Raw genomic sequence first — 20889 nt, 5'->3', positions numbered from 1 at the left:
GTCACCGACATGCTGCACTTCGCCTGGCGCATGGCCGCCCACCGCATCACCTCCCTGCTCGCCGTGGCGTGCGCGGTGCTGGGCGGTGCCGCCCTCATCACCACCACCGGCGTACTGGCCGAGTCCGGACTCGGCTCCCAGCTCCCGCCGGGCCGGCTCGGCGGCGCGAACGTCGTCGTCGCCGCCGACCAGGAGTTCCACGCCGACGGCGAGATGCCGATCGCGCTGCCCGAACGCGCCACCGTACCCGCCGAGTTGGTGGGCAAGCTGGCCGGACTGCCGGGCGTCACCGCGGCCGTCGGCGACATCGGATTCCCCACCGGACTCCTCGACGCCCACGGCACGGTCGTACCCGTGGACGACGACCCCGCCTCCGCCGGCCACGGCTGGTCCTCCACAAAGCTGCTCTCCCACCCCCGCGTCGAGGGTCGCGCCCCCGCCGGCCCCGGTGAGATCGCGGTCGCCGCCGGAACGGGCGTCCGGATCGGCGACCGTATCGAGGTCGTCGCGGGCGGTCGCGCCGCCACCCCCTACCGGGTCTCCGCGCTGGTCCGATCCCCGGGCGCCGGTGTCTACTTCGCGGACGAGACCGCTCTACGGCTGTCCGGACGCGGGAGTGAGAACACCACGGGCAGGGCCGACTCCCGTGCCGGCACCGTCGATCTCATCGGCCTGCGCACCGCACCCGGCACCGAGAAGTGGGTTCTCTCCGCCGTCCGGAACCGGCTCGAAGGGACCGGCCTCAAGGTCCTGACCGGTGCCGACCGCGGCGACGCGGTGGCCCCCGGCATCGGTTCGGCCCGTTCCCTCCTCGTCCTCCTGTCGACGTCCCTGGGCGGCATCGTGCTGCTGATCACCGGCTTCGTCACGGCGGGCGCGCTGGGTGTGACGATCGCCGGGCAGCGCCGTGATCTGGCCCTGATGCGGGCGGTCGGAGCAACACCCAGGCAGATCAGGCGACTTGCCGCGACCCAGTCGTCGGTCGTGGCGGCGGTGGCGCTGGTGCCGGGAATCGGCCTCGGTTACGTGCTCGCCGGGCAGTTCCGCACCCTCCTGACCGACCACGGGGTGCTGCCGCCCGAACTCCCGCTCACCGTGAGCCCGTTGCCCGCCCTCGCGACCCTCCTCCTCATGGGCGCAGCCGTGCAGGTCTCGGCCCGCTGCGCCGCCTGGCGCACCTCGCGGATGCCGGCCACCGAGGCCGTCGCCGAGTCGCGCGTCGAACCCCGTAAGCCGTCGAAGGCCCGCACGAGCGGTGGACTGGTGCTGATCCTGGGGGCGTTGACCCTGTCGGTGGCTCCGCTTTTCGCCCGGACCGCGCTCGGCGCCTCGACGACCTCCATGGCCGGGATCCTGGCCGCGATCGGGCTGGCCCTGGCCGGTCCCGCCCTGGTCAAGGGCATGGGCAACGCGATGGCGCGACGGCTGCGGCCGGGGGTCGCGGCGCCGACCTGGCTGGCGGTGGCGAACGTACGCGGGTACGCGCAGCGGTTGTCCGGCGTGGTCAGCCCGCTGGCGATGGCGGTCGTGTTCGTGCTGACGTTCACCCTCGCGCAGACCACCGTCATGGCCGCCACCTCGGACGACACCCGGACGGGGACGCTGGCCCAGTTCCGGGTCAGCGCGCCGGGTCTGGGCGGGCTGCCGGCCGGGACCGCGGAGGCGGTGCGGAAGGTGCCCGGAGTGCGGGCGGCGGCGGCCGTCGCGTCGACCACCGTGGTGGTGCGGTACAAGGAGTTCGGGGGCGCGCCGACGACCGAGGAGGCCGCCGCGCAGATCCTCTCCTCGGGTGCGGCGGGTGTGATCGACCTCGGGGTGAAGAAGGGTGACCCGGACCGGCTCACCGGCGCCACGGTCGCCGTCAGCGACGAGGCCGCGCGCTCGTTCGGGGCCGGGGTGGGCGAGCGGGTGCGGCTGGTGCTCGGGGACGGAACTCCGGTGCGGGCGACGGTGGTCGCGGTGTACGACCGTGGACTCGGGTTCGGCCCGGTGGTGCTGTCCCGGGACCTGGCCGCCGGCCACACCTCCACGGACCTGGACCCGAGCGTCCTCGTGCGCACCGACGGCAGCGCGAAGACCGAGCACCGGCTCGCCCGACTCATCGCCTCCCGGCCCGGGTTGATGCTCGCGCCCACGGACGGGGTCGACACCGGCCAGGACACTCCGCCCGAGGTCTGGGTCAACCTCGCGGTGGTCGTGGTCCTGCTCGGCTATCTCCTCCTCAGCATCGCCAACAAGCTGGTCGCGGCGACGTCCCAGCGTCGCGGGGAGATCGGGGCGCTGCGGCTGGTCGGTACGACCCCGCGGCAGGTCCGCGCGATGATGCGGCGTGAGGCCGCGGTGATCGCGGCGACCGCGCTCGCCACCGGGCTCGCGCTGTCCGCGGTGCCGCTCGCGCTGCTGGGGCAGGGGTTCCTCGGGCACCCGTGGCCGGCCGGTCCGGTCTGGCTGCTGCCGGCGATCGCGGCGACGGTCGTGGTGACCGCGTTCGCGACGGTGGAGTTCCCGACCAGGCGGGCGTTGCGGACGCCGCCGGCCGCTGCCGTCAGGTGACTCGGGCGGCCGAGTCCGGCGCAGACGAACAGGCCCGGTCGGATCCGGTTGGGTCCGGTGATGGTAAAGAACCTTGACAGACAATTGGTCTAGTCCAACGATAGGCGCTGCCCGTTCAGGCCCACCTCCTCCTCAGGAGCGCCCATGAGAAGACAGCGTCCGCTACTTCGAGCACTTCGAGTCCGTGCACTTCTGTCCTGCACCGCCGTCACCGCCCTGTCCGCCGGGCTCCTCGCGCTCGGCGGCGGCGGGGCGAGCGCCGCCCAGCAGTCGTCCGCGCACTCCGGGCACTCCCCGCACCACGTGCGGCCGATGCCGGCACACGTGGCGGCGCCGTACTTCGAGGCGTGGACCGGCGAGAGCCCCGCCGCGCTGGCCGCCGCGTCAGGCAACAAGTACCTGACGATGGCCTTCCTCCAGACGGATGCGACGGGCTCGTGCACCGCCTACTGGAACGGCGACACCAAACTCCCGCTCACCAAGGACTCGTTCGGCGCGGACTTCGCGAAGATCCAGGCGCGCGGCGGCAACGTCATCCCGTCCTTCGGCGGCTACGCGGCCGACACGACGAACACCGAACTGGCCGACAGCTGCACCGATGTCGACGCCATCGCGAAGGTCTACGAGGGCCTGGTCACGACGTACGGGGTCTCCCGCATCGACCTCGACATCGAAGCGGACTCCATCAACAACACGGCCGGCATCGACCGCCGCAACAAGGCGATCGCGAAGGTGCAGCGCTGGTCCGAACGCACGGGCCACCGCGTCCAGTTCTCGTACACCCTGCCGTCCTTCACCAACGGACTCGCGCCGAGCGGGGTGGCCCTGCTGCAGAACGCCGTCGACAACGGCGCCCGCGTGGACGTCGTCAACATCATGACCTTCGACTACTGGGACGGCCTCGTGCACGACATGGCGGCCGACACGAAGACGGCGGCGGCCGGGCTGCACGCCCAACTCGCCGCCCTCTACCCGAAGAAGAGCTCCTCGAAGCTGTGGCACATGATCGGTGTCACCGAGATGCCCGGCATCGACGACTTCGGTCCCGAGGAGACCTTCACCACGCAGGACGCCGTCAAGGTCGAGCGCTGGGCCGAGGCCAGGGGCATCAACACCCTCTCCTTCTGGGCCCTTCAGCGTGACAACGGCGGCTGTGTGGGCACGAAGGGCGCCAACTCCTGCTCCGGGATCGCCCAGGACCTCTACTCCTTCAGCCACACGTTCGCCCGCTTCACGGACTGACGTCCACCCGCCCCCGCGTCTCCTGTACGGCGGTGACCGCGCGCACGACGAAGATCGCGGCCACCGCCGCACCGACGACGGCGAGGTCGGAGGCGAGGAGCGGCCACACCTCGGTGTAGGCGCGAGCGATGACCTCGTCGGTGGAGTCGGCGTACATGAGCCCCACCCCGCTGAACAGCCCGACGAGCCACAGCCCCCACCACAGGTTCACGATCCAGGGCAGCCGCGCACCGGGCGCGCTCTTCTGATGGACGTCGACGACCAGCCCACGAGGTATCCACAGGTTGCCGATGGGAATGATCCAGCCGGCATAGACCCAGATCCCCGCATAGCGAGGCGGAGCACCGGCCAGCAGACGGGCATTCTCCCGCACCCGGTTCAACCAGCTGAGGAAGGCGAGCACACAGACGAAGACCACGAACCCGCCGACGGAGGACACCAGGTGATACGAGTCCTCCAACGAGGTCAACGGCCGATGCACACCCTCCCCTTGATCCGGCGGCCCGGCCGCCGGCTCCCCCACCACCGCAAGCCGTATGTGCCACACGGCCCGAGCGACCCAGGCGACACCCGCGAGGGCAAGGGCGACGGTGGCGCACAAGGCCACGCCACGGACGGGACGCAGGTGAGAGTCGGGATGAGCGTGGAGGGATTCCTGGTGATCGTTCACCGGGTCATCCTCGCGGACGGGGTGGGGAGGCGGGCAGGTGGGGGCGCCCCTACGGCCCGACCTGCTGCACGCGCCGCAGGGGCGCCCCCTGTGCGGGACGCCCCTGCGGAACAGCAAGCTCTACGGCCTTCCGGCGCACGTCAGTTGGAGAAGTACAGGTACTTCCAGCCCGTGTACGTCGTCGAGTTGACGCTGTCGCCCGACGAGCCGTTGATGTACGCCGAGCGCATCCGGACCTTGATGCCGGCCTCGCCCGGCGCCGGGAGGGTGACCGCGGCCTTGCCGTTGGTGCCGAGGTAGAAGTACTCGGAGTCGGCGTCGTACCAGGTGCCCTGGTAGTAGACCTCCAGGTCGAGGCGCTCCTGACGACCGGGGTAGTACGACATGGTCGTGGTGAACAGCGGGCTCTTGTTCTTGTGGAACCAGTAGTACGTGCGGGAGCCGATCTTGCCCGTCTTGTAGTGCTTGGAGACGGCGACCGAGACCTTGACCTTGGCGAAGGCCGTGACCTTGACCGTCTTGGGCGCGTAGCGGGAATCGCCCTTGAAGACCGCGGTGACGTCGGTGTCACGGGTCATGTCGACCCACGCGGCGATGTCACCGTGGGAGTTGACCTTGCCGGACTTGAGCAGCTTGTTGGGCTTGTCGGCGCCGAAGGGGTTGGCCCAGATCTCGACCGAGCGGTTCTTGTACGTCGTACCGAGGTGCGCCGTGAACTTGACGTCCTTGCCGTACGAGTAGATCTTGCCCTTGTTGTTCACGCTCAGCTTGGTCGAGGCGCGGGAGACCGTGACCGCGTCCGAGCCGGCGGCGGCCGCGTGGGCCTTGTCGCCCGCGAAGCTCACCTTGTAGGTCACCTTGCCGCCGGCCGGCGGGGTGTCCGTGAAGGAGAAGGTGCCGTTCGCCTTCGTCTTGACGACGGGCAGCGCCTTGCCGTTCGGCGAGTCCAGGTCGGTGCGGGTGACCTTGAGGCCCGTGCCCGCCGGGAGCAGCGTCTTGGACGCCAGCTTGCCGGTGACCGTGAGCTTCTTGGCGCGGTCCGACTTCGCGGGCGCCGCCACCGTGAGGGTGGGCAGCTCCTTGGTCGGGTCGGTCAGCGCGCGCAGCGTGAAGACGCCGGAGTCGTTGACGGAGACGGCGAAGATCCGGCTGCTGTCCGGGGCCCAGGCCAGCGCGCCGTCGACGAGGGTGTCGGCGCCGCTGCTGTTGCCGGTGTTGGGGAAGTCGTACTCCCGCGTCGGCTTGAGGTCCCCGGGCTTGAAGATGTGGACGTCGGGGTCGTACCAGGAGTCGCTGCCGCCCGCGACGGTGCCGTCCGGCGCGACCCGTACGGCGTTCGGGTACGGGTTGGTCGGGTAGTTCGGCTGCACCGAGAGGTCGGTGGCCGACAGGACCCCGACGCCGTAACCGCCGGACCCGCCCCAGGAGGTGAGGATCTGCTTGCCGTCGGGCGTGAGGTCGATCTGCTTCACCGCTGAGCCCGTGCTGCCCTTGGTGCGCAGCGTGGCGCCGTCGGCCGTGACGTCGTACACGCCGACCGCGTTGCCGTCGCTCGCCACCAGGACGCCCGGCACGGACGGGTCGGCGGCCAGGATCGCGCCGGAGCCGAAGAAGCCGGCGTCGCCGCGCTGGTCGAGGTGGACGACGGGCTCGGCGCCCGAGGTGTCCAGCGAACCGAAGGTGCCGTCGTAGGAGAACCAGACCCGGCCGTCCACGACCTCCAGGTCGGTCGGGTCGACATCGTTGCCGAGCGGGTAGCTCACGGTGGGCGTGGCCGTCCGGGTGTCCACGGTGACGATCCGGTCGTCGCCCTTGACCGCCCCGTAGAGCAGGCCGGAGTCGGCCGACAGGGCCAGGCCGGTCACGCCGGGCATCCCGGTGAGGGTCGCCTTGACGGTGCCGGCGTAGTCGGTGATGAGGATCTTGCCGCTGGTCGGGTCGGAGACGTAGACCCGCTGGTGCAGGCCGTCCACGACGAGGTCGCCGACCGACTTCACCGGCAGGACCTTGGCGGAGTCGGCCGCCGCCGGTCCGGCCGTGCCCACGGCGAGCGCCGCCGAGCCGAAGAGGACCGCGAGCGCCGTCGCGGTCGAGATGCTGCGCGTGCGCACAGTACTGATACCCCCACGAAGAATCCCGGTGTGTCACCGGGAGTTGAGAGCGCCGCGCAACGCCCGTACGTGCCCCCTGTACTGCCAGTGGTGTCTGTACTGCCTGTGCTGTCGTCCTGCGGTGACGCACGGGGCGCGGCTGCCTGAGCGCAGCTTATGTCATGGCTGTGACAGTTGTGAAAGGGATTTGAAGGAGGTGATGATCACGCCTCGTCGACCACAACCATCACGCGCCGTCGGCCCGCGCCGTCACGCCTCCTCGGCGCCGTCCCGCTGCAGCACGGTCACCCGGTGGTAGTTGCACCCGATCATCAAGGCGGTCTCCGGGCCCGATTCGCCCTGGTGGGCCTTGAGGGCCACGCTCACCAGGCTGAGCAGCAGGTCGACGTCGCCGTCGCAGTCGAGGTGGATCGTGACCCAGCGGGAGCCGGGGACCATGCGGATCGCGCTGGACTCGGCGAAGTCGTAGTGCAGCCGCTGGATCGCCCGGGACGTGAGATGGAGGTCCACATCGCGGTCCGAGTGGAAGTGGACGATCTCGTCGCGGGGGGAGCGCAGTGCCCGGCCCGTGCCGCACGCGGCCGGACACGGGCTGAGGTCGGGCCACTTCACCAGCTGGTCCATGGCTTTCTGGGCCGGGGTCATGGGACCCATGGTGCGGTGCTCACCGCCCGTCCACCAGGGATTGCGGGCTACGTAACCCGGAGGAGACCTTTTCCACGTTCCGCGCGGGCGGCGATTTGGTCCTCCATTCCCCTTTTATCCGATCGTCGGCGATAATCGACCCATGAGTACTGCCACGTATGTCCTGGCGGCCACGTCGAGTGGAGTACTCGACGTCGTCGCCGCGTTCGTCGGTGGCCTGATCATCGCCGGTGCGCTGGTCGGGGCCGTGCAGTTCGGCATGAGGGTCCGGGACCGCGAACTGCCGCGGCCCGCCCCGGGCGACCATCCCCACCTTCCCGACACCGGGCCGGTCCGGGAGCAGCGCGAGATCCGCGAACCGGACGAGATGCCGCACGGGGAGGGCCGGGAGCGGCTCATGCCCTACGACCTCCATCACTCCGGAAGCAGAACGGGCAAGGACCAGCGGCGCCGACGCTGGCTGCCGGGGTCCAGCGGGTCCTTCGGCGGGGGCGGCCTCGGCCACGTCTGAACCGAGGCCGTGCGCACGGTCACAGGGACTAGGCCATCCAGAAGAAGACCGCCGTCATCCGCTTCTCCTCCAGCGTCCGGCCGGAGTAACCGGTCGCGCTGTGCACGAGGTTGGCGTTGTACAGGAGCAGGCGGTTGTACTTGTGCGGGACGCGGACGTCCTCCTCGAAGGCGTCCGGGGCCACGAACCGGGTGCCGAGGGCCTCGACGAGGTTGTTGTGCGGGGCCTGGACGACGTTGCCGCCGAGCCGGCCGCCCGGCATGGACTGGCGGTAGAAGCTCGTCCCGCAGTCCTTGGGCACGGCGGGGTTGAGGTACAGCACCGCCGCGTACCGGCACAGCGCGCGCGAGTCGGTGTGCGGACGCGGCTCGCTCTCACCCTCGCCGACGACCTGGACGCAGTTGTGGTTGAGGGTGCCGCCGCCGGGCGCCCGCTGCACCCACAGCTCCTTGGCGCCGGTCGCCTGCTTCACCAGCCGCTCCACGCGGGCGAGTTCGGCGGGTTCCAGGCCCGGCATGGTGCGCAGCCCGGGCCAGGTCTCCGAGGTGTACGGATACCCCTTGACCCAGTCGTCCCTGGTCAGCACGCGCTCCCGTACGGCGTCCACCTCGGGCAGGACGTCGTCCAGGACCCAGTAGTCGCGGCCCTTGGTGGGCTTGCGGTAGGGCAGTACAGGGAGGGTGGGGGGAGAAGGGGAGCGGGTGGGGGGAGAAGGGGAGCGCGTGGGGGGAGCAGCGGGGCGGCCGACGGGGATCCTGGGGGGCTGCTGTGGGGGCATGCCGCGAATCTAGGGCGGGGGTCCGTATGGACTCTCCCGCGAACTCGTCCGGAATCTCCCGTGAGTTGGTCAACGAACCGTCAACCCGCCGACGTGGGAGTGACCGGGAACACGTCTCACTTTTCCTCGGCTTTACCAAATCTAGAGAGTCGGACGGCCTCCGCAGCCGTACTCCTCCTCGTCCGACCCCGCCGTGCTCGGCGGGACCCCCGACCGGGCAGGAGGCACGGTGCGCTTTTCGCGGAATGCGACGGGAACTCTCTTTGTGGGCGGTGCTCTGACGTTGACACTGGCCGCTCTCGCCTACCCGTCGATGCTCGGAGTGAGCACCGTCTCGACCTCACCGGACAGAATCATCGCGAACACCCAGTGGGGGCCGCTGACGGAGTCGGACCGGGACTTCGTGGTCAAGGTGCGCGCGGCCGGCCTGTGGGAGTACCCCGTGGGTCAGATCGGCCTGAAGAAGGGCACCAACAAGGGGGTGTTGACCGCCTCGCAGCACCTGATCGACGGCCACTCGGCACTCGACACCACGTGCCGCAAGATCGCCCCGATGCTGGGCATCACCCTGCCCAACCTGGCCAGTCCCCAGCAGCAGGGCTTCGTCAACACCCTGAACGCGGACAGCGGCGCGCAGTTCGACCAGGACTTCGCCAACATCCTGCGGATCACGCACGGTTCGATCTTCAACACGGTGGCGAAGATCCGCTCCACGACCAAGAACAGCCTGGTGCGCGCCCTGGCCGACCAGGCCAACAACACGGTCCTGGACCACATCACGGTCATGGAGAAGACCGGCCTGGTGAACTTCGACACGGCCCTGTTCACGCAGACCACCCCGCCGAAGCTGCCCAAGACCGACCTGACCCCGCCGGCGCCGCCCGCGGGCCAGCAGCCGATCGTGCTCACCCCGCCGCCGAACGCCACCTCCACCCCGGTGGACATCGACGGGCTCTCGGGCGGTGCCGCGCCGGCCCCCAGCCCCACCCCGACGGTGGGCTGACCCGCCGGCGTACCCCTCAGCCCAGCCAGACGGTCGTGTCCGGGTCGATCGACCCCGCTGCCGACGGCCCGCTGCTCAGCAGCACCTCGCCGGCCGGCAGCGGCAGGGCCGCCCCGGACAGGTTGGTCACACACCGCCAGCCGTCCCCGCGCACGAAGTCCAGCACGCCGGCCGGGGTGCCCGCGGTCCAGGTCAGCGTCTCGCCGGTGAGCAGCTTGCGGCGCAGTTTCAGGGCGGCGCGGTACAGCTCAAGCGTGGAGCCCTCGGTGCCGTCCTGCGCCTCGACGGCGTAGGCGCCGAAGCTCTCCGGCTGCGGCAGCCAGGCCGCGCCCGCCCCGAAGCTGTACGAGGGTCCGGTCCGCGTCCACGGCAGTGGCACCCGGCAGCCGTCGCGGCCCTTGTTGAGGTGGCCCGTCTGTTCCCAGACCGGGTCCTGGAGCACCTCGAAGGGCAGGTCGGCGACCTCGGGCAGACCGAGTTCCTCGCCCTGGTAGACGTACGAGGATCCCGGCAGCGCCAGCATGAGCAGGGTCGCCGCGCGGGCTCGGCGCAGGCCCGCGACCGGGTCGATGTCGGGTGCGTGGCCGCCGGACAGCAGCCAGGTGTTGGCGTCGGTTCCCGGCGGGAGCATCAGCCGGGAGGCGTGCCGTACGACGTCGTGGTTGGAGAGCACCCAGGTCGCGGAGGCGCCGGCGGCGTGCGCGGTCTCCAGGGAGCCGGTGATGACCCCGCGCAGTTCGTCGGCGTCCCAACCAGCCTGCAGATACTCGAAGTTGAAGGCCTGTCCCAGTTCGTCGGGTCGTGCGTACAGGGCGCGGCGGGCGCTCGGTACCCAGGCCTCGGCGACGGCCATGCGGGGTGGGGTGTAGGAGTCGAGGATGCGGCGCCAGTCGCGGTAGATGGCGTGCACCTCGTCGCGGTCGTAGAAGGGGTGGGTGCCGGGCGGGAGTTGATCGAGGGTGGCGTCGGCGCTCAGTTCGGGGGTGCCGAGGTCGCGCAGCGGTTCGCTCAGGTCCTTGGCGAGGGCGTGCGCGACGTCCACGCGGAAGCCGTCGACGCCTCGGTCGGACCAGAAGCGCAGGGTGGTGCGGAAGTCCTCGCGGACCTCCTCGTGGTCCCAGTTGAGGTCGGGCTGCTCGGGGATGAACAGGTGGAGGTACCACTGTCCGTCGGGCACCCGGCGCCAGGCGCTGCCGCCGAAGACGGACTGCCAGTCGGTGGGCGGGAGTTCGCCGTGGGCGCCGCGGCCGTCGTGGAAGACGTAGCGGGCGCGGGCGGGGGAGCCGGGGCCGGCGGCCAGGGCCTCCTGGAACCAAGGGTGCAGACGCGAGGTGTGGTTGGGCACCAGGTCGACGATCAGCTTGAGGCCGAGCCGGTGGGCCTCGGCGACCATCGCGTCGAAGTCGGCGAGGGTGCCCAGGCGTGGGTCCACGTCACGGTAGTCGGCGACGTCGTAGCCGCCGTCGGCGAGTTCGGAGGGGTAGAACGGGCTGAGCCACAGGGCGTCGACACCCAACCCGGCCAGATGGGTCAGGCGTTCGGTGACGCCCCGGATGTCTCCGAACCCGTCGCCGTCGGCGTCGGCGAAGCTGCGCGGATAGACCTGGTAGACGACGGCCTGCCGCCACCAGTCGGGGTTCCTGGAGGAAAGGTCGGTCACGGTGTCCCTTCGGCAGTGCTCGGCATAACGCTTTGAACTCGGCGGAGTGGGATCGGAGGAGATGATTCCCTGTGTGATGGATTTGTGATGACTCTTGAAGTTTCCGTACGTCACAGCAAGTTGACACGCCTCAACGGCTCGAACCACCATGAGGGCACGCTGTGCCGCAAGTGACCAATGGGGCCAGTGTCTCTCACTGCCTTTCCTCTGCTCTCTCTGAGCTCCTGAGATGGGACATCCATGTCTATAGCCAGACCTGTCACCGCGCGCCGCCTGCTGGGGACGGGCGCCGCCTCGCTCGTCCTGTGTGCCGCTTCCGTGGCCGGTGCCTCAGGCGCCTTCGCCCACGGCGGTACGCCCGGCGGTGACGGCTGGAAGTCCGGCGGCTCGTACAAGCCCGGCACCGGCGCGGGCACCGAGACCGGCACGGACCGCTGCGAGTTCTCGCTCGACGGCACGAGCTTCTTCCCCTCGGTGAAGGTCGACGACCAGAACCTCAAGCCCACCGACGACGGCAAGGTCCACATCAAGGTCCGCGCCGCCGGTGACGCCGCCACCTGCACCGCCTCGCTGGCTTCCTACATCGCCCACGGTCCCACCTTCGCGACCTCCGGCGAGCAGGTCTTCGTCGACTTCGACACCGTGACGGTCAAGCAGGGCCAGACCGACTCGCTCGACATCGCGGTGCCGGACGCGGGCTGCTTCGCGCAGATCGACCTGTACCGCGGTGCGGTCAAGTTCGACGGCGAGAAGGACGCGAACGACGGCTTCGAGCACGGCGACCTGCCGGCCGGTCCCGACCACCCGGTCATCAAGGACAAGCTGATCGCGGCCTGGAACGGCGGCACGAAGGACTGCTCGAAGACCCCGGAGTCCACCCCGCCGCCCACCCCCCCGGCCGAGGAGACGACCCCGCCGGCGTCGGAGTCCACCCCGCCCGCCGAGGAGACCACTCCGCCCGCCTCGGAGTCGACCCCGCCCGCCGACGAATCCACCCCGCCCGCCTCGGAGTCCACCTCCCCCGCGGCCCCCACGCCGAACGGCGGCGGCGACCTCGCCGAGACCGGTGGCGGCAGCAGCAGCGGCATCATCGCGGGCGGCGCGGCAGCGCTCCTCGCGGCGGGTGCGGCGATCGTCGTGGCGACCAAGCGCCGCCGCGCGACGCGCACCTGACCCGTGCCCCTGCCTTCCTGACCCCGTCCCCATGACGAACGCCCCGGAGTCCTTCTCTCTCCGGGGCGTTCGGCTTGCCGGGCCTCAGCCGGAGACCGACCCTGCGCGGCCGGACTCCACCGTGTCCAGGTACAGCTTCACGAAGCGCGGTACGTCCACGTCCAGGGCCACGTCCACGAGGTGGCGGGGGCGGGTGCCCTCGTGGATCTCGGACTCGCCCAGGCGGAGGCGGCGGTCGACGATCGTCTGGCCTCGGGTGGGGCCGGGGGCCAAGGAGACCTCGACCGGGAGGAGTTGGGTGGTGATCCCGGACGGGTCGACGACCGTGCAGACCGCGCCCGCGTCGCCGATGCCGCCGCCCGGGTCGTCGCCGTCGGCGTCCGGGGTGGCCGGGCGGTGGGCGAGGAGGTCGCCGGCGAGGCGGGCGGCCGGGTCGGTGCTCGCGCGCAGGCGTCGTACGTCCGGGCCGGGAACGACGACCCGCTGGAACACGTCGAGGCCGTACATCGTGATCGGCACCCCGGCGGTGAGCAGCACGGCCGCCGCCTCGGGGTCGTGCCAGACGTTGAACTCGGCGACCGCCGTGGCGTTCCCGGTCGCCACCGCGCCGCCCATGAAGACGATCCGCTCGATGTTGCGGACGACATCGGGGTGCGTGCGCAGGAGCAGGGCGATGTTGGTCAGGGGCGCCGTCGGAATCAGCGTGACCGGGCGCGGGGAGGCGAGGATCTCGCGGCGCAGCAGGGTCACCGCGTCCACGTCGGCGGGGGCCCGGGTCGGGGTGGGCAGGCCGGGGAGGTCGCCCATGCCGTCGGCGCCGTGCACGTGCCGGGCCGAGCGGGCCGGTTCGATCAGCGGGCGTTCGGCGCCGCGGGCCACCGGGACGTCACCGGCGCCCGCCACCTCCAGCACGGTCAGGGTGTTGCGGACCACCCCGTCGACGTCCGTGTTCCCGGCGACACAGGTCACCGCCCGCAGGTCGAGGCCCGGGTGCCGGACGGCGAACAGCAGGGCGAGCGCGTCGTCGACCCCCGTGTCGCAGTCGATGATCACCGGGATGGGCTGGTCGGTCACCTCGGGGGTCCTTCCGTAGAGCCGAAGCCGCTGCCTGGACGGACACGGCCGCCGTCCCGACCTTAGGCGTCCATGGTCACCTGTCGGTCACTCCCACAGCCCGGTTCCGCGGACCGCGGCCCGCTCCCCGATCCGGCGCAGCAGCTCCTCGCCCGGCAGTACGCCCGGCTTACGCCCGTCCCGCAGCCGTACGGCGGCCAGTCCCTCCTCGGCCTCCCGCGCCCCGATCACCGCCTGGTACGGCACCAGGCGCGCCGCGCGGATCCGGGCACCGAGGCTGCCGTCGGCGGCGACCTCCGCCCGCAGTCCCCGCGCGACCGCGGCCCGCGCCAGCCGCTCCGCCGCCGCCCCCTGCTCCTCCGACACCGGCAGCACCACCAGCTGGACCGGGGCCAGCCAGACCGGGAACGCCCCGCCGTGCACCTCGACCAGCTGCGCCACCGCCCGCTCCACGCTGCCGATGACGCTGCGGTGCACCATCACCGGACGGTGCTTCGCGCCGTCGGCGCCGATGTAGTGCAGGTCGAAGCGTTCGGGCTGGTGGAAGTCGATCTGGACGGTGGACAGGGTGGACTCGCGGCCCGCCGCGTCGGCGATCTGCACGTCGATCTTCGGCCCGTAGAAGGCGGCCTCGCCCTCGGCCTCCTCGTAGTCGACACCGGCGTCGGCCAGCACCTCCCGCAGCAGCGCGGTGGCCCGCGACCACAACTCCGGGTCGGCCACGTACTTGCCGCCCTCGCCCGGGAGCGAGAGACGGTACCGGTGGGCGCTCAGCCCGAGATCGTCGTAGGCGCGCGCGATCAGCCGCAGGGCCGACGCCGCCTCCTCGACCGCCTGGTCCAGGGTGCAGAAGATGTGGGCGTCGTTGAGCTGGATGGCCCGTACGCGGGTCAGACCGCCGAGCACGCCGGACAGCTCGGAGCGGTACATGCCGCCCAACTCCGCGATGCGGAGCGGGAGTTCGCGGTAACTGTGGGAACGGGAGCGGTAGATCAGGGCGTGGTGCGGGCAGAGGCTGGGGCGCAGGACGACCTCCTCCGCGCCGAGTTTCATGGGCGGGAACATGTCCTCGCTGTAGTGCGACCAGTGGCCCGAGATCTCGTACAACTCGCGCTTGCCGAGGACGGGCGAGTACACGTGCCGGTAGCCGGCGGCGCGCTCCGCCTCCCGGACGTACTCCTCCAGGGTGTGGCGGACCAGGGCGCCGTCGGGCAGCCAGTAGGGCAGGCCCGCGCCGACCAGGGGGTCGGTGTCGAAGAGATCGAGTTCGCGGCCGAGGCGGCGGTGGTCGTGGGGCGGCGGCTCGTGAGGCATGGACTCGTGAGGCATGGGCTCGTGCGACATGCGGGCTCCTCGTTCAGGTACGGGGGCGGGGAGCCGGGGACGACGGAAATCCCCGGGGCACTCGCCCCGGGGCTTCGTTCATCCAGTCGTGGATCAGCGCGCCGGGACTCTCTCCGGCGTCGTCGTGCAAGACGGCTGGGCGCGCTTCATATCGGCCACGGTAGCCAGGGGCGGGAAGCGGGCGCCACGCAATTTCGAGGCTGAGCGGGAGCCGGCAGGCGGCCGGGTAACCCGGACGGCCCGGCTCGCTGGTGGAGCGCCGGACGCGGTGATCCCTTGGAGACGTGATCGGCCCCGCGTACATCTCCGTACGGCTGCCCGCGCGTCCCCCGCCCGTCTCCCAGGAGGCTCCGATGCCCCGTCCCCCGGCCCGCGTCCTCGTCGCCTCCGCGCTCTCGGCGGGCACCCTGCTCACGGCGTCGGCCTGCCTCAGCACCCCGCCGCAGGCGCACACTCCCCTGCCCACGATCCCCTCCTCGGCGCCCCCGTCCGCCCCGGCCGCGGCGACCACACCCGACGGCCTCACCACCGCGCAGGCCCAGGCCGCCCTGGTCACCGAGGCGGACCTCGGCGATCCATGGGCGCCGACGCAGGGCGCGGCGACCTGGCGGGACGCCCTGCTCAAGGCGACCACGGACGCGCCCGACTGCCGTCGGCTGCTCGACGCGCTGTACGCCGACGACCTGTTCGGCAAGGACGCCCGGCCCCGGGCCGCGACCGGCCTCGACGACACCATGGACGAAGCCCAACTGCGGTACCAGGTGCTCGCCCTGCCGCCCGCCGAGGTCGACCGGACGCTGGCCTGGCTGAAGTCGCTGCCGCGCAAGTGCGCCCGGTTCACGGCGGTGACCGAACGCGGCACCGTCCAGACCGTCGAGGTCACCGGGGCCGCCCTGCCGGAGGTCGGCGACACCCGGCAGGGCCTGCGCGTCACGCTGACCTCCGAGACCCCCGACGGCGACCCGACGGTCCTCACCCTCGACGTCGCCGCGGCCCGCACCGGCGACGACACCATCGCCGTCACCAACGGCGGCCTGGGCGAGGTCTCCCCGGACATCACGAACGCGACGCTGGAGGTGGGGGCGCAGCGGCTGGCGGACGTACGCAAGCAGGGGCGGGCGCAGGTCTGACGAAGCCGCAGGGGCCGGAACGCCGCGAGCGCACCGGCACCGACCGGCGCAGCCTCCTCGGCGCTACCGCTTCTCGTACGGATCCGCCGGCTGCTTCACCTGCCGGACCGACGTCGCGTCCAGCACCGGCGGCCATGCCGCGTCCGAGCCGAGCGCGCCCCTGGGGTGCCAGGTGCCGGTGACGGTGACCCAGGTGTCGGTGGGCGGGGCGTCGTCGCCGCGGATCTCGACCTTGCCGGTGGTGGCGTCGGCGGCGCAGCAGGAGACCAGGAGCCGGGTGACGTACCAGGTGCCGTCGGCCCCGTGGGTGACGAACCCGGTCAGCCGGACCGTCCGGCCCTTCAGGGACCGCCCGCTGTCGTAGATCGCCCGCGAGCTGAACTGGGCGACGCTCAGCTCGACCGGGTTCCCGGCCGGCAGCGCGGGAAAGCTCCCGACCCCCTGCGCGGCCCGCTGCGCGGCTTCCCGCCCGGCGCTGTAGGAACCGAGGGCGGGGGGAGGGAAGAGCAGGAGGGCCAGGGCGGGGAGAGTGAGCAGCCAGGCGACACGGGGCCCCGCGGCGCTGTGACCGTGCCCGCCGTGCCCCTCGTCCTCGTCCTCACCCTCGTAGCCCTCGTACGCCTCCCGCCTCAGTACCGCCGTCGTCACACCGAGCAGCACCAACGCCACCCCGGAGACGATCAGATACGGCCGCAGCCCCGCCTGTACGTACCTCAGGTACAGGTCGCTGAAAAGCGTCACGCGCAGCACCGCGCCGCCGGTCAGCAGGAGCAGTACGGCGGGTCCGTACCGTCGGCCTCTCACAGCAGCCACCACCCCACCAGGACGCTGCTCGTCACGGCCACCAGCCAGGTCGCCGAGGAGAAGCGGACGGCGAAGGAACGGCCGAACGTGCCCGCCTGGAGCGCGATCAGTTTCAGGTCGACCATCGGGCCGACGACCATGAACGCCAGCCGCGCGGTGAGCGGGAAGGCGCTGAGGGAGGCGGCGACGAAGGCGTCCGCCTCGCTGCACACGCACAGCACGACGGCGAGCACCGCGAGCAGCGGTACGGCGGCCCCGGCGGAACCGGTGAACAGATCCAGGACGGACCGGGGTACGGCGATGTTGAAGGTCGCGGCGGCCGCGGCGCCGAGCACCAGGAAGCCGCCGGCGTGCAGGAAGTCGTGCTGGAGACCGGTGAGGAAGGCGCGCGGACCGGAGGCGTCGCCCCGACCGCCGCCGCCCCTCGACGCGGGCATCCGCAGCCACTCGTCCTTCCCGAACCGCGCCCACAGCCAGCCCATCACCACGGCCGTCGCGAGCGAGGCGACGAGGCGGGCGAGGACCATCCTCGGCTCGCCGGGGAAGGCGATCGAGGTCGCGACCAGGACCACCGGGTTGATGGCGGGCGCGGAGAGGAGGAAGGCGAGGGCGGCGGCGGGCGCGACCCCGCGCCGCATCAGGCTCCCGGCGACCGGTACGGACGCGCACTCGCATCCGGGCAGGACGACTCCGGCGGCGCCCGCGACGGGCACGGCGAGGGCGGGGTTGCGGGGGAGGAGCCTGGTGAAGACGCGCTCCGGTACGAAGGCGCCGATCGCGGCGGAGACGACGGTGCCGAGCAGCAGAAAGGGCACGCCCTGGACGGCGATGGCGGTGAACACGGTCCACCAGGCGGCGACCGGCGGGGTGTAGAGGTCGAGTGCGAGCGAGGGCCCGAGCACCGAGACGACGGTCGCGATGGCGATCAGCGCGGCGCCGCCGAGCACGGCGTACACCAGCGCGCGTACGACGAGGCGCACCCCGTCGACCACCGTCCGCTGATTCTGCACGCGCCTGTCCCAGTAGTGCCGGAAACGTCCCGCGCAGGCTAACGGCTGCCGCTGTGCGACACCTCGGGTTCGGCGGGAGAGGGGGCTGTGGGGCAGGACGGAGGCTTACAGCGGCGGCTGCGCGGGGGCCGGGCCCAGGGTCGTGGTGCCCGGGGACGTGCGGTGGCCCAGGCCGGTGCGGTAGGCGTCGAGGGCCGCCTCCACCCGGCCGGTGCGACGGAGCAGGTCGCCCAGCAGGCGGCACAGGTCGGCGAGGTCGCCTGCCGCGCCGGCCCGTTCCAGCAGGCTCAGGGCGCGGACGTAGTGCTCCTCGGCGGCGTCGGTGTCGCGGGCGTCCTCGGCGATGATGCCGAGCAGGCGGTGCGCGGCGGCGGAGTGGAGGGCGCCGCGTTCGGAGCTGAGGCCGCCCAGCACGTCCTCCAGGATCGCGGCGGCCTCGTCGGACTTGCCGCGCCGGTGCAGGACGTCGGCCAGCTCGACGGCGACCTGGCTGCTGTAGAGCGCGGCGCGCTTCGCGGTGAGCATGGCGAGGGCCTCGCGCAACTCGCCCTCGGCGCGCTCCAGTTCGCCGTTCTGCGCGGAGACGTACCCGCGCATCCAGTGGCAGTTGGCGAGCTCGGTGCGCAGTTGCAGGGTGCGGTAGAGCTCGGCGGCCTTGACGAGGGAGGCGTCGGCCTCGGCGATACGGCCCTCGGCGAGCAGGGTGCGGGCCACCGAGCGGTGCATACGGGCGACCAGGGCCGGGTCCTGGGACTGCGGGGCGAGGGCGAGCGCGAACTCGGCGGCCTGGGCGGCGCGGGCCTGGGCGCCCATGTCCATGTAGGGGCCGATGATGCTGGCGTAGAGGAGGAGCAGCGCGTCCGGGTCGTGCAGTCCGCCGCGGTTGAGTTCGTCGAGGGTGGACTCCAACAGGTAGACGGCGTACCGGAGTTCGCCGGCCAGGTAGTGGGAGACGGCACGGCCGCGCAGGGCGGGCACGCGGGCGGGCAGGGGCGCGTCGGCGAGGGCCTGCTCGGAGCGCTCGAAGTACAGCCGGGCGGCGGCCAGTTCGCCGGTGTCGATGGCGCACTCGCCGAGCCCGAGCAGGGCGACGGCCTCGACGTCGGCCAGTTCGTGCGCCTCGGCCTCGGCGAGCAGCGCGGCGTACTGTCCGGCCGCCTCCTCGGCCGCGCCGGTGGCGAGCGTGCGCTGCGCCTCGGTCAGCCGCAGCCGCAGATCGGTCGCGAGGTGGGCCGGCCGCCCCGTCGCCAGCTCCTCGTACGCCACCCCGAGCCGCTCGGCGATGTGCCGCAGCGCCTCGTCGGAGGCGCGCACCCGGCCCGCCTCCAGGGTGGAGATGTAGGCGGGGGTGTACGCGGGCTCGGCCAACTGTTTCTGGGTCAGCCCCCGTTCGGCCCGCAGATGCTGCACTCTTCGCCCGATCGTGCCCGGATCATCGCGGTCCGTCATCGCCAACTCCCCCTGTGCCCCTTGCCGTTCGCCGCTGTCAGCCCCTAGGTTAAACCGCACAGTAAACGTGTTTAACCGTTGGCTTTCGTTCAACATTTGGCTGTTGCGAGGTGGCCGTGCTCGAACGCACCAGCACCGTCCAGCGTTATGCCAGGGGCCTGACCGCCGCCGTGGTCACCGTGGTGACCCTGATCCTCGCGGCGAACGCGGGGCCGGCCCGGGCGACGGGACCCGACCCTGCCCATGAGCAGGTACGACACACGACTCAGCGGTGAGGGAAAGCACGCGATCACACGTAATCGGCCGTCCCTGACCGATGCCGTCTGCCGACTGCCGCGCCGCCGTGGCTGGTCGCGCCCACGCGGCGGAGCCGCACATCAACACAGCCCCGCGCCCCATCAGGGCGTTGCCGGGCCCCATACGCTGCCCGTATGACCTCTGCCGCCGCCCGCGCCGCCCTCGATCTCACCGCCGACCTCGCGGTTTCGGCCCTGGAGGATTTCTACCGGGATCTGCACCGCCACCCGGAACCGGCGTTCAAGGAGCACCGCACGGCGGGTCTGTTCGCGCAGCGCCTCACCGCCGCCGGCTACGAGACCACCGAGGGCCTCGGCGGCACCGGCGTGGTCGGCCTGCTGCGCAACGGCGACGGACCGACCGTCCTGCTGCGCGCCGACATGGACGCGCTGCCGGTCGAGGAGCGGACCGGGCTGCCCTACGCCTCCACCACCCCCGGCCTGATGCACGCCTGCGGCCACGACCTGCACGTCACCTGGCTCGCGGGCGCCGCCACCGCACTGGCCGCCGGCCGCGACACCTGGTCCGGCACGCTCCTGGTGCTCGGCCAGCCCGCCGAGGAGACCGGGGGCGGCGCCGCCGCGATGATCGAGGACGGGCTCTACGACCGTTTCCCGCGCCCCGACGTGCTGCTCGGCCAGCATGTGGCGCCGGGCCCGGCGGGCCTGTACGCGCACGTGCCCGGACTGATCATGTCGGCGTCGACGGACGTCGAGATCGTGGTGCACGGCGAGGGCGGCCACGGCTCACGCCCGGAGACGACGGTCGACCCGATCGTCACAGCCGCACACATCGTGACCCGCCTGCAGACAGTGGTCAGCCGGGAGATCGCGCCCCGCGAGTCCGCCGTCCTGACCGTCGGCCGCATCGAGGCGGGCACGGCCCCGAACGTCATCCCCGCCACCGCCCGCATCTGGCTCAACCTCCGCACCCAGTCCCCGGCGGTACGGGACCGGATGGTCGCCGCAATCCGCCGGATCGCCGAGGGCGAGTGCCGTGCGGCGGGCTGCCCGCGCGAGCCCGAACTGATCCTGGGCGATGAGTTCCCGGTCACCGTCAATGACCCCGGCACCGACCACCGCGTGGCCGCCGTCCACCGCGAGGTCTTCGGCACGGCCACCGTCTTCGACCCCGGCCCCGCGATGGGCAGCGAGGACTTCTCCCGCCTCGCGCTCGGCGAACTCCCCTACTCCTACTGGTTCGTGACCTCCACGCCCGCCGAGACCTGGGCCGCGGCCCCCGGCACGGACCTGATGGAGAAGTTCGACGCCGTCCCCAGCAACCACAGCCCCCACTTCGCACCGGACCTGTCGACGGTGGCACCGGGGGTGCAGACGCTGGTGTCGGGGGCACTGGCGTGTCTGACGGTCTGAAACGGCTCGTCGGGGCCCCCAACGGCGGTCCGAACGGGAGCAGTTGAACACTGTTGGCGGTC

General features: G+C 71.9%; 17 protein-coding genes and 1 pseudogene. 8 read left to right on the top strand and 10 right to left on the bottom strand.

The genetic code is table 11. The annotated features are described in order from the left end of the window. The first annotated feature begins 9 nt into the window (after positions 1 to 9). Positions 10 to 2553, top strand: coding sequence for an FtsX-like permease family protein (locus tag ACIQI8_RS30225; protein WP_402356996.1), 2544 nt, complete (start codon positions 10 to 12; stop codon positions 2551 to 2553). Between the two features lie 144 nt (positions 2554 to 2697). After that, positions 2698 to 3789 (top strand): annotated as a pseudogene (locus tag ACIQI8_RS30220) (chitinase); the annotation flags it as partial. Here ACIQI8_RS30220 and ACIQI8_RS30215 read toward each other — a convergent pair. From ACIQI8_RS30215 to ACIQI8_RS30205, 3 genes are all read right to left on the bottom strand, one after another. Then, positions 3785 to 4402: a DUF4328 domain-containing protein gene (locus ACIQI8_RS30215; protein WP_402356993.1), complete on the bottom strand. Its 618-nt coding sequence runs from the start codon at positions 4400 to 4402 to the stop codon at positions 3785 to 3787. The pseudogene ACIQI8_RS30220 and the gene ACIQI8_RS30215 overlap by 5 nt on opposite strands. Before the next feature lie 203 nt (positions 4403 to 4605). Then, entirely contained in the window at positions 4606 to 6576 is a 1971-nt protein-coding gene (locus ACIQI8_RS30210) for a YncE family protein (RefSeq protein ID WP_402356990.1), read from the bottom strand. 249 nt (positions 6577 to 6825) lie between these two features. Then, complete coding sequence (locus tag ACIQI8_RS30205) at positions 6826 to 7221, bottom strand: luciferase family protein (protein WP_402356987.1); 396 nt, start codon at positions 7219 to 7221, stop codon at positions 6826 to 6828. A gap of 142 nt (positions 7222 to 7363) precedes the next feature. Between ACIQI8_RS30205 and ACIQI8_RS30200 the strand changes: the two genes are divergently transcribed. Further along, the gene (locus tag ACIQI8_RS30200; RefSeq protein ID WP_402356984.1) at positions 7364 to 7732 is read left to right on the top strand and encodes a DUF6479 family protein; all 369 of its coding nucleotides are present in this window, start codon (positions 7364 to 7366) and stop codon (positions 7730 to 7732) included. 28 nt (positions 7733 to 7760) lie between these two features. On the opposite strand, the gene ACIQI8_RS30195 is transcribed toward ACIQI8_RS30200, so the two are convergent. Next, complete coding sequence (locus ACIQI8_RS30195; RefSeq protein ID WP_402356981.1) at positions 7761 to 8510, bottom strand: DUF6445 family protein; 750 nt, start codon at positions 8508 to 8510, stop codon at positions 7761 to 7763. A 265-nt stretch (positions 8511 to 8775) separates the two neighbouring features. Between ACIQI8_RS30195 and ACIQI8_RS30190 the strand changes: the two genes are divergently transcribed. Beyond that, positions 8776 to 9513 (top strand): DUF4142 domain-containing protein, encoded by a 738-nt coding sequence (locus ACIQI8_RS30190; RefSeq protein WP_402356978.1) that lies wholly within the window; start codon positions 8776 to 8778, stop codon positions 9511 to 9513. 16 nt (positions 9514 to 9529) lie between these two features. On the opposite strand, the gene ACIQI8_RS30185 is transcribed toward ACIQI8_RS30190, so the two are convergent. Beyond that, entirely contained in the window at positions 9530 to 11173 is a 1644-nt protein-coding gene (locus ACIQI8_RS30185) for a glycoside hydrolase family 13 protein (protein ID WP_402356975.1), read from the bottom strand. 240 nt (positions 11174 to 11413) lie between these two features. On the opposite strand from ACIQI8_RS30185, the gene ACIQI8_RS30180 reads away from it, so the two are divergent. Next, entirely contained in the window at positions 11414 to 12346 is a 933-nt protein-coding gene (locus tag ACIQI8_RS30180; RefSeq protein WP_402356972.1) for an LAETG motif-containing sortase-dependent surface protein, read from the top strand. A gap of 84 nt (positions 12347 to 12430) precedes the next feature. Here ACIQI8_RS30180 and ACIQI8_RS30175 read toward each other — a convergent pair whose 3' ends face one another. Beyond that, positions 12431 to 13420, bottom strand: coding sequence for a nucleoside hydrolase (locus ACIQI8_RS30175; protein ID WP_402356969.1), 990 nt, complete (start codon positions 13418 to 13420; stop codon positions 12431 to 12433). A gap of 87 nt (positions 13421 to 13507) precedes the next feature. Then, positions 13508 to 14764: a threonine--tRNA ligase gene (gene thrS, locus ACIQI8_RS30170; RefSeq protein WP_402356966.1), complete on the bottom strand. Its 1257-nt coding sequence runs from the start codon at positions 14762 to 14764 to the stop codon at positions 13508 to 13510. A gap of 353 nt (positions 14765 to 15117) precedes the next feature. Between thrS and ACIQI8_RS30165 the strand changes: the two genes are divergently transcribed. Next, the gene (locus ACIQI8_RS30165; RefSeq protein WP_402356963.1) at positions 15118 to 15894 is read left to right on the top strand and encodes a hypothetical protein; all 777 of its coding nucleotides are present in this window, start codon (positions 15118 to 15120) and stop codon (positions 15892 to 15894) included. A gap of 63 nt (positions 15895 to 15957) precedes the next feature. On the opposite strand, the gene ACIQI8_RS30160 is transcribed toward ACIQI8_RS30165, so the two are convergent. The 3 genes from ACIQI8_RS30160 to ACIQI8_RS30150 all read right to left on the bottom strand — a co-directional run bounded on the left by ACIQI8_RS30160 (position 15958) and on the right by ACIQI8_RS30150 (position 19157). After that, on the bottom strand, positions 15958 to 16707 hold the full coding sequence (locus ACIQI8_RS30160; protein ID WP_402356960.1) for a TIGR03943 family putative permease subunit: 750 nt from the start codon (positions 16705 to 16707) through the stop codon (positions 15958 to 15960). Next, positions 16695 to 17708 (bottom strand): permease, encoded by a 1014-nt coding sequence (locus ACIQI8_RS30155; protein ID WP_402356957.1) that lies wholly within the window; start codon positions 17706 to 17708, stop codon positions 16695 to 16697. Before ACIQI8_RS30155 ends, ACIQI8_RS30160 begins: the two co-directional genes overlap by 13 nt. A gap of 105 nt (positions 17709 to 17813) precedes the next feature. Further along, on the bottom strand, positions 17814 to 19157 hold the full coding sequence (locus tag ACIQI8_RS30150) for a tetratricopeptide repeat protein (RefSeq protein WP_123998862.1): 1344 nt from the start codon (positions 19155 to 19157) through the stop codon (positions 17814 to 17816). Positions 19158 to 19273: 116 nt separating this feature from the next. Between ACIQI8_RS30150 and ACIQI8_RS30145 the strand changes: the two genes are divergently transcribed. Together ACIQI8_RS30145 and ACIQI8_RS30140 are read left to right on the top strand one after the other, a co-directional pair. Then, positions 19274 to 19432, top strand: a complete 159-nt coding sequence (locus ACIQI8_RS30145) for a hypothetical protein (protein WP_402356953.1) — start codon at positions 19274 to 19276, stop codon at positions 19430 to 19432. A 156-nt stretch (positions 19433 to 19588) separates the two neighbouring features. After that, positions 19589 to 20827: an amidohydrolase gene (locus ACIQI8_RS30140; RefSeq protein WP_402356950.1), complete on the top strand. Its 1239-nt coding sequence runs from the start codon at positions 19589 to 19591 to the stop codon at positions 20825 to 20827. The last annotated feature ends 62 nt before the right edge of the window (positions 20828 to 20889 follow it).

The sequence above is a fragment of the Streptomyces sp. NPDC092369 genome, from assembly GCF_044755245.1.
Lineage (GTDB): Bacteria > Actinomycetota > Actinomycetes > Streptomycetales > Streptomycetaceae > Streptomyces.
The sequence above is the reverse complement of the archived record's forward strand: the minus strand, read 5'-3'. Positions and strand labels throughout refer to the sequence as shown.

Coding starts and splice junctions, on each gene's coding strand:
- ACIQI8_RS30225 (WP_402356996.1), top strand. CDS start 10: ATGCTGCACTTCGCCTGGCGCATGGCCGCCCACCGCATCACCTCCCTG.
- ACIQI8_RS30200 (WP_402356984.1), top strand. CDS start 7,364: ATGAGTACTGCCACGTATGTCCTGGCGGCCACGTCGAGTGGAGTACTC.
- ACIQI8_RS30150 (WP_123998862.1), bottom strand. CDS start 19,157: ATGACGGACCGCGATGATCCGGGCACGATCGGGCGAAGAGTGCAGCAT.
- ACIQI8_RS30165 (WP_402356963.1), top strand. CDS start 15,118: ATGCCCCGTCCCCCGGCCCGCGTCCTCGTCGCCTCCGCGCTCTCGGCG.
- ACIQI8_RS30180 (WP_402356972.1), top strand. CDS start 11,414: ATGTCTATAGCCAGACCTGTCACCGCGCGCCGCCTGCTGGGGACGGGC.
- ACIQI8_RS30195 (WP_402356981.1), bottom strand. CDS start 8,510: ATGCCCCCACAGCAGCCCCCCAGGATCCCCGTCGGCCGCCCCGCTGCT.
- thrS (WP_402356966.1), bottom strand. CDS start 14,764: ATGTCGCACGAGCCCATGCCTCACGAGTCCATGCCTCACGAGCCGCCG.
- ACIQI8_RS30140 (WP_402356950.1), top strand. CDS start 19,589: ATGACCTCTGCCGCCGCCCGCGCCGCCCTCGATCTCACCGCCGACCTC.
- ACIQI8_RS30205 (WP_402356987.1), bottom strand. CDS start 7,221: ATGACCCCGGCCCAGAAAGCCATGGACCAGCTGGTGAAGTGGCCCGAC.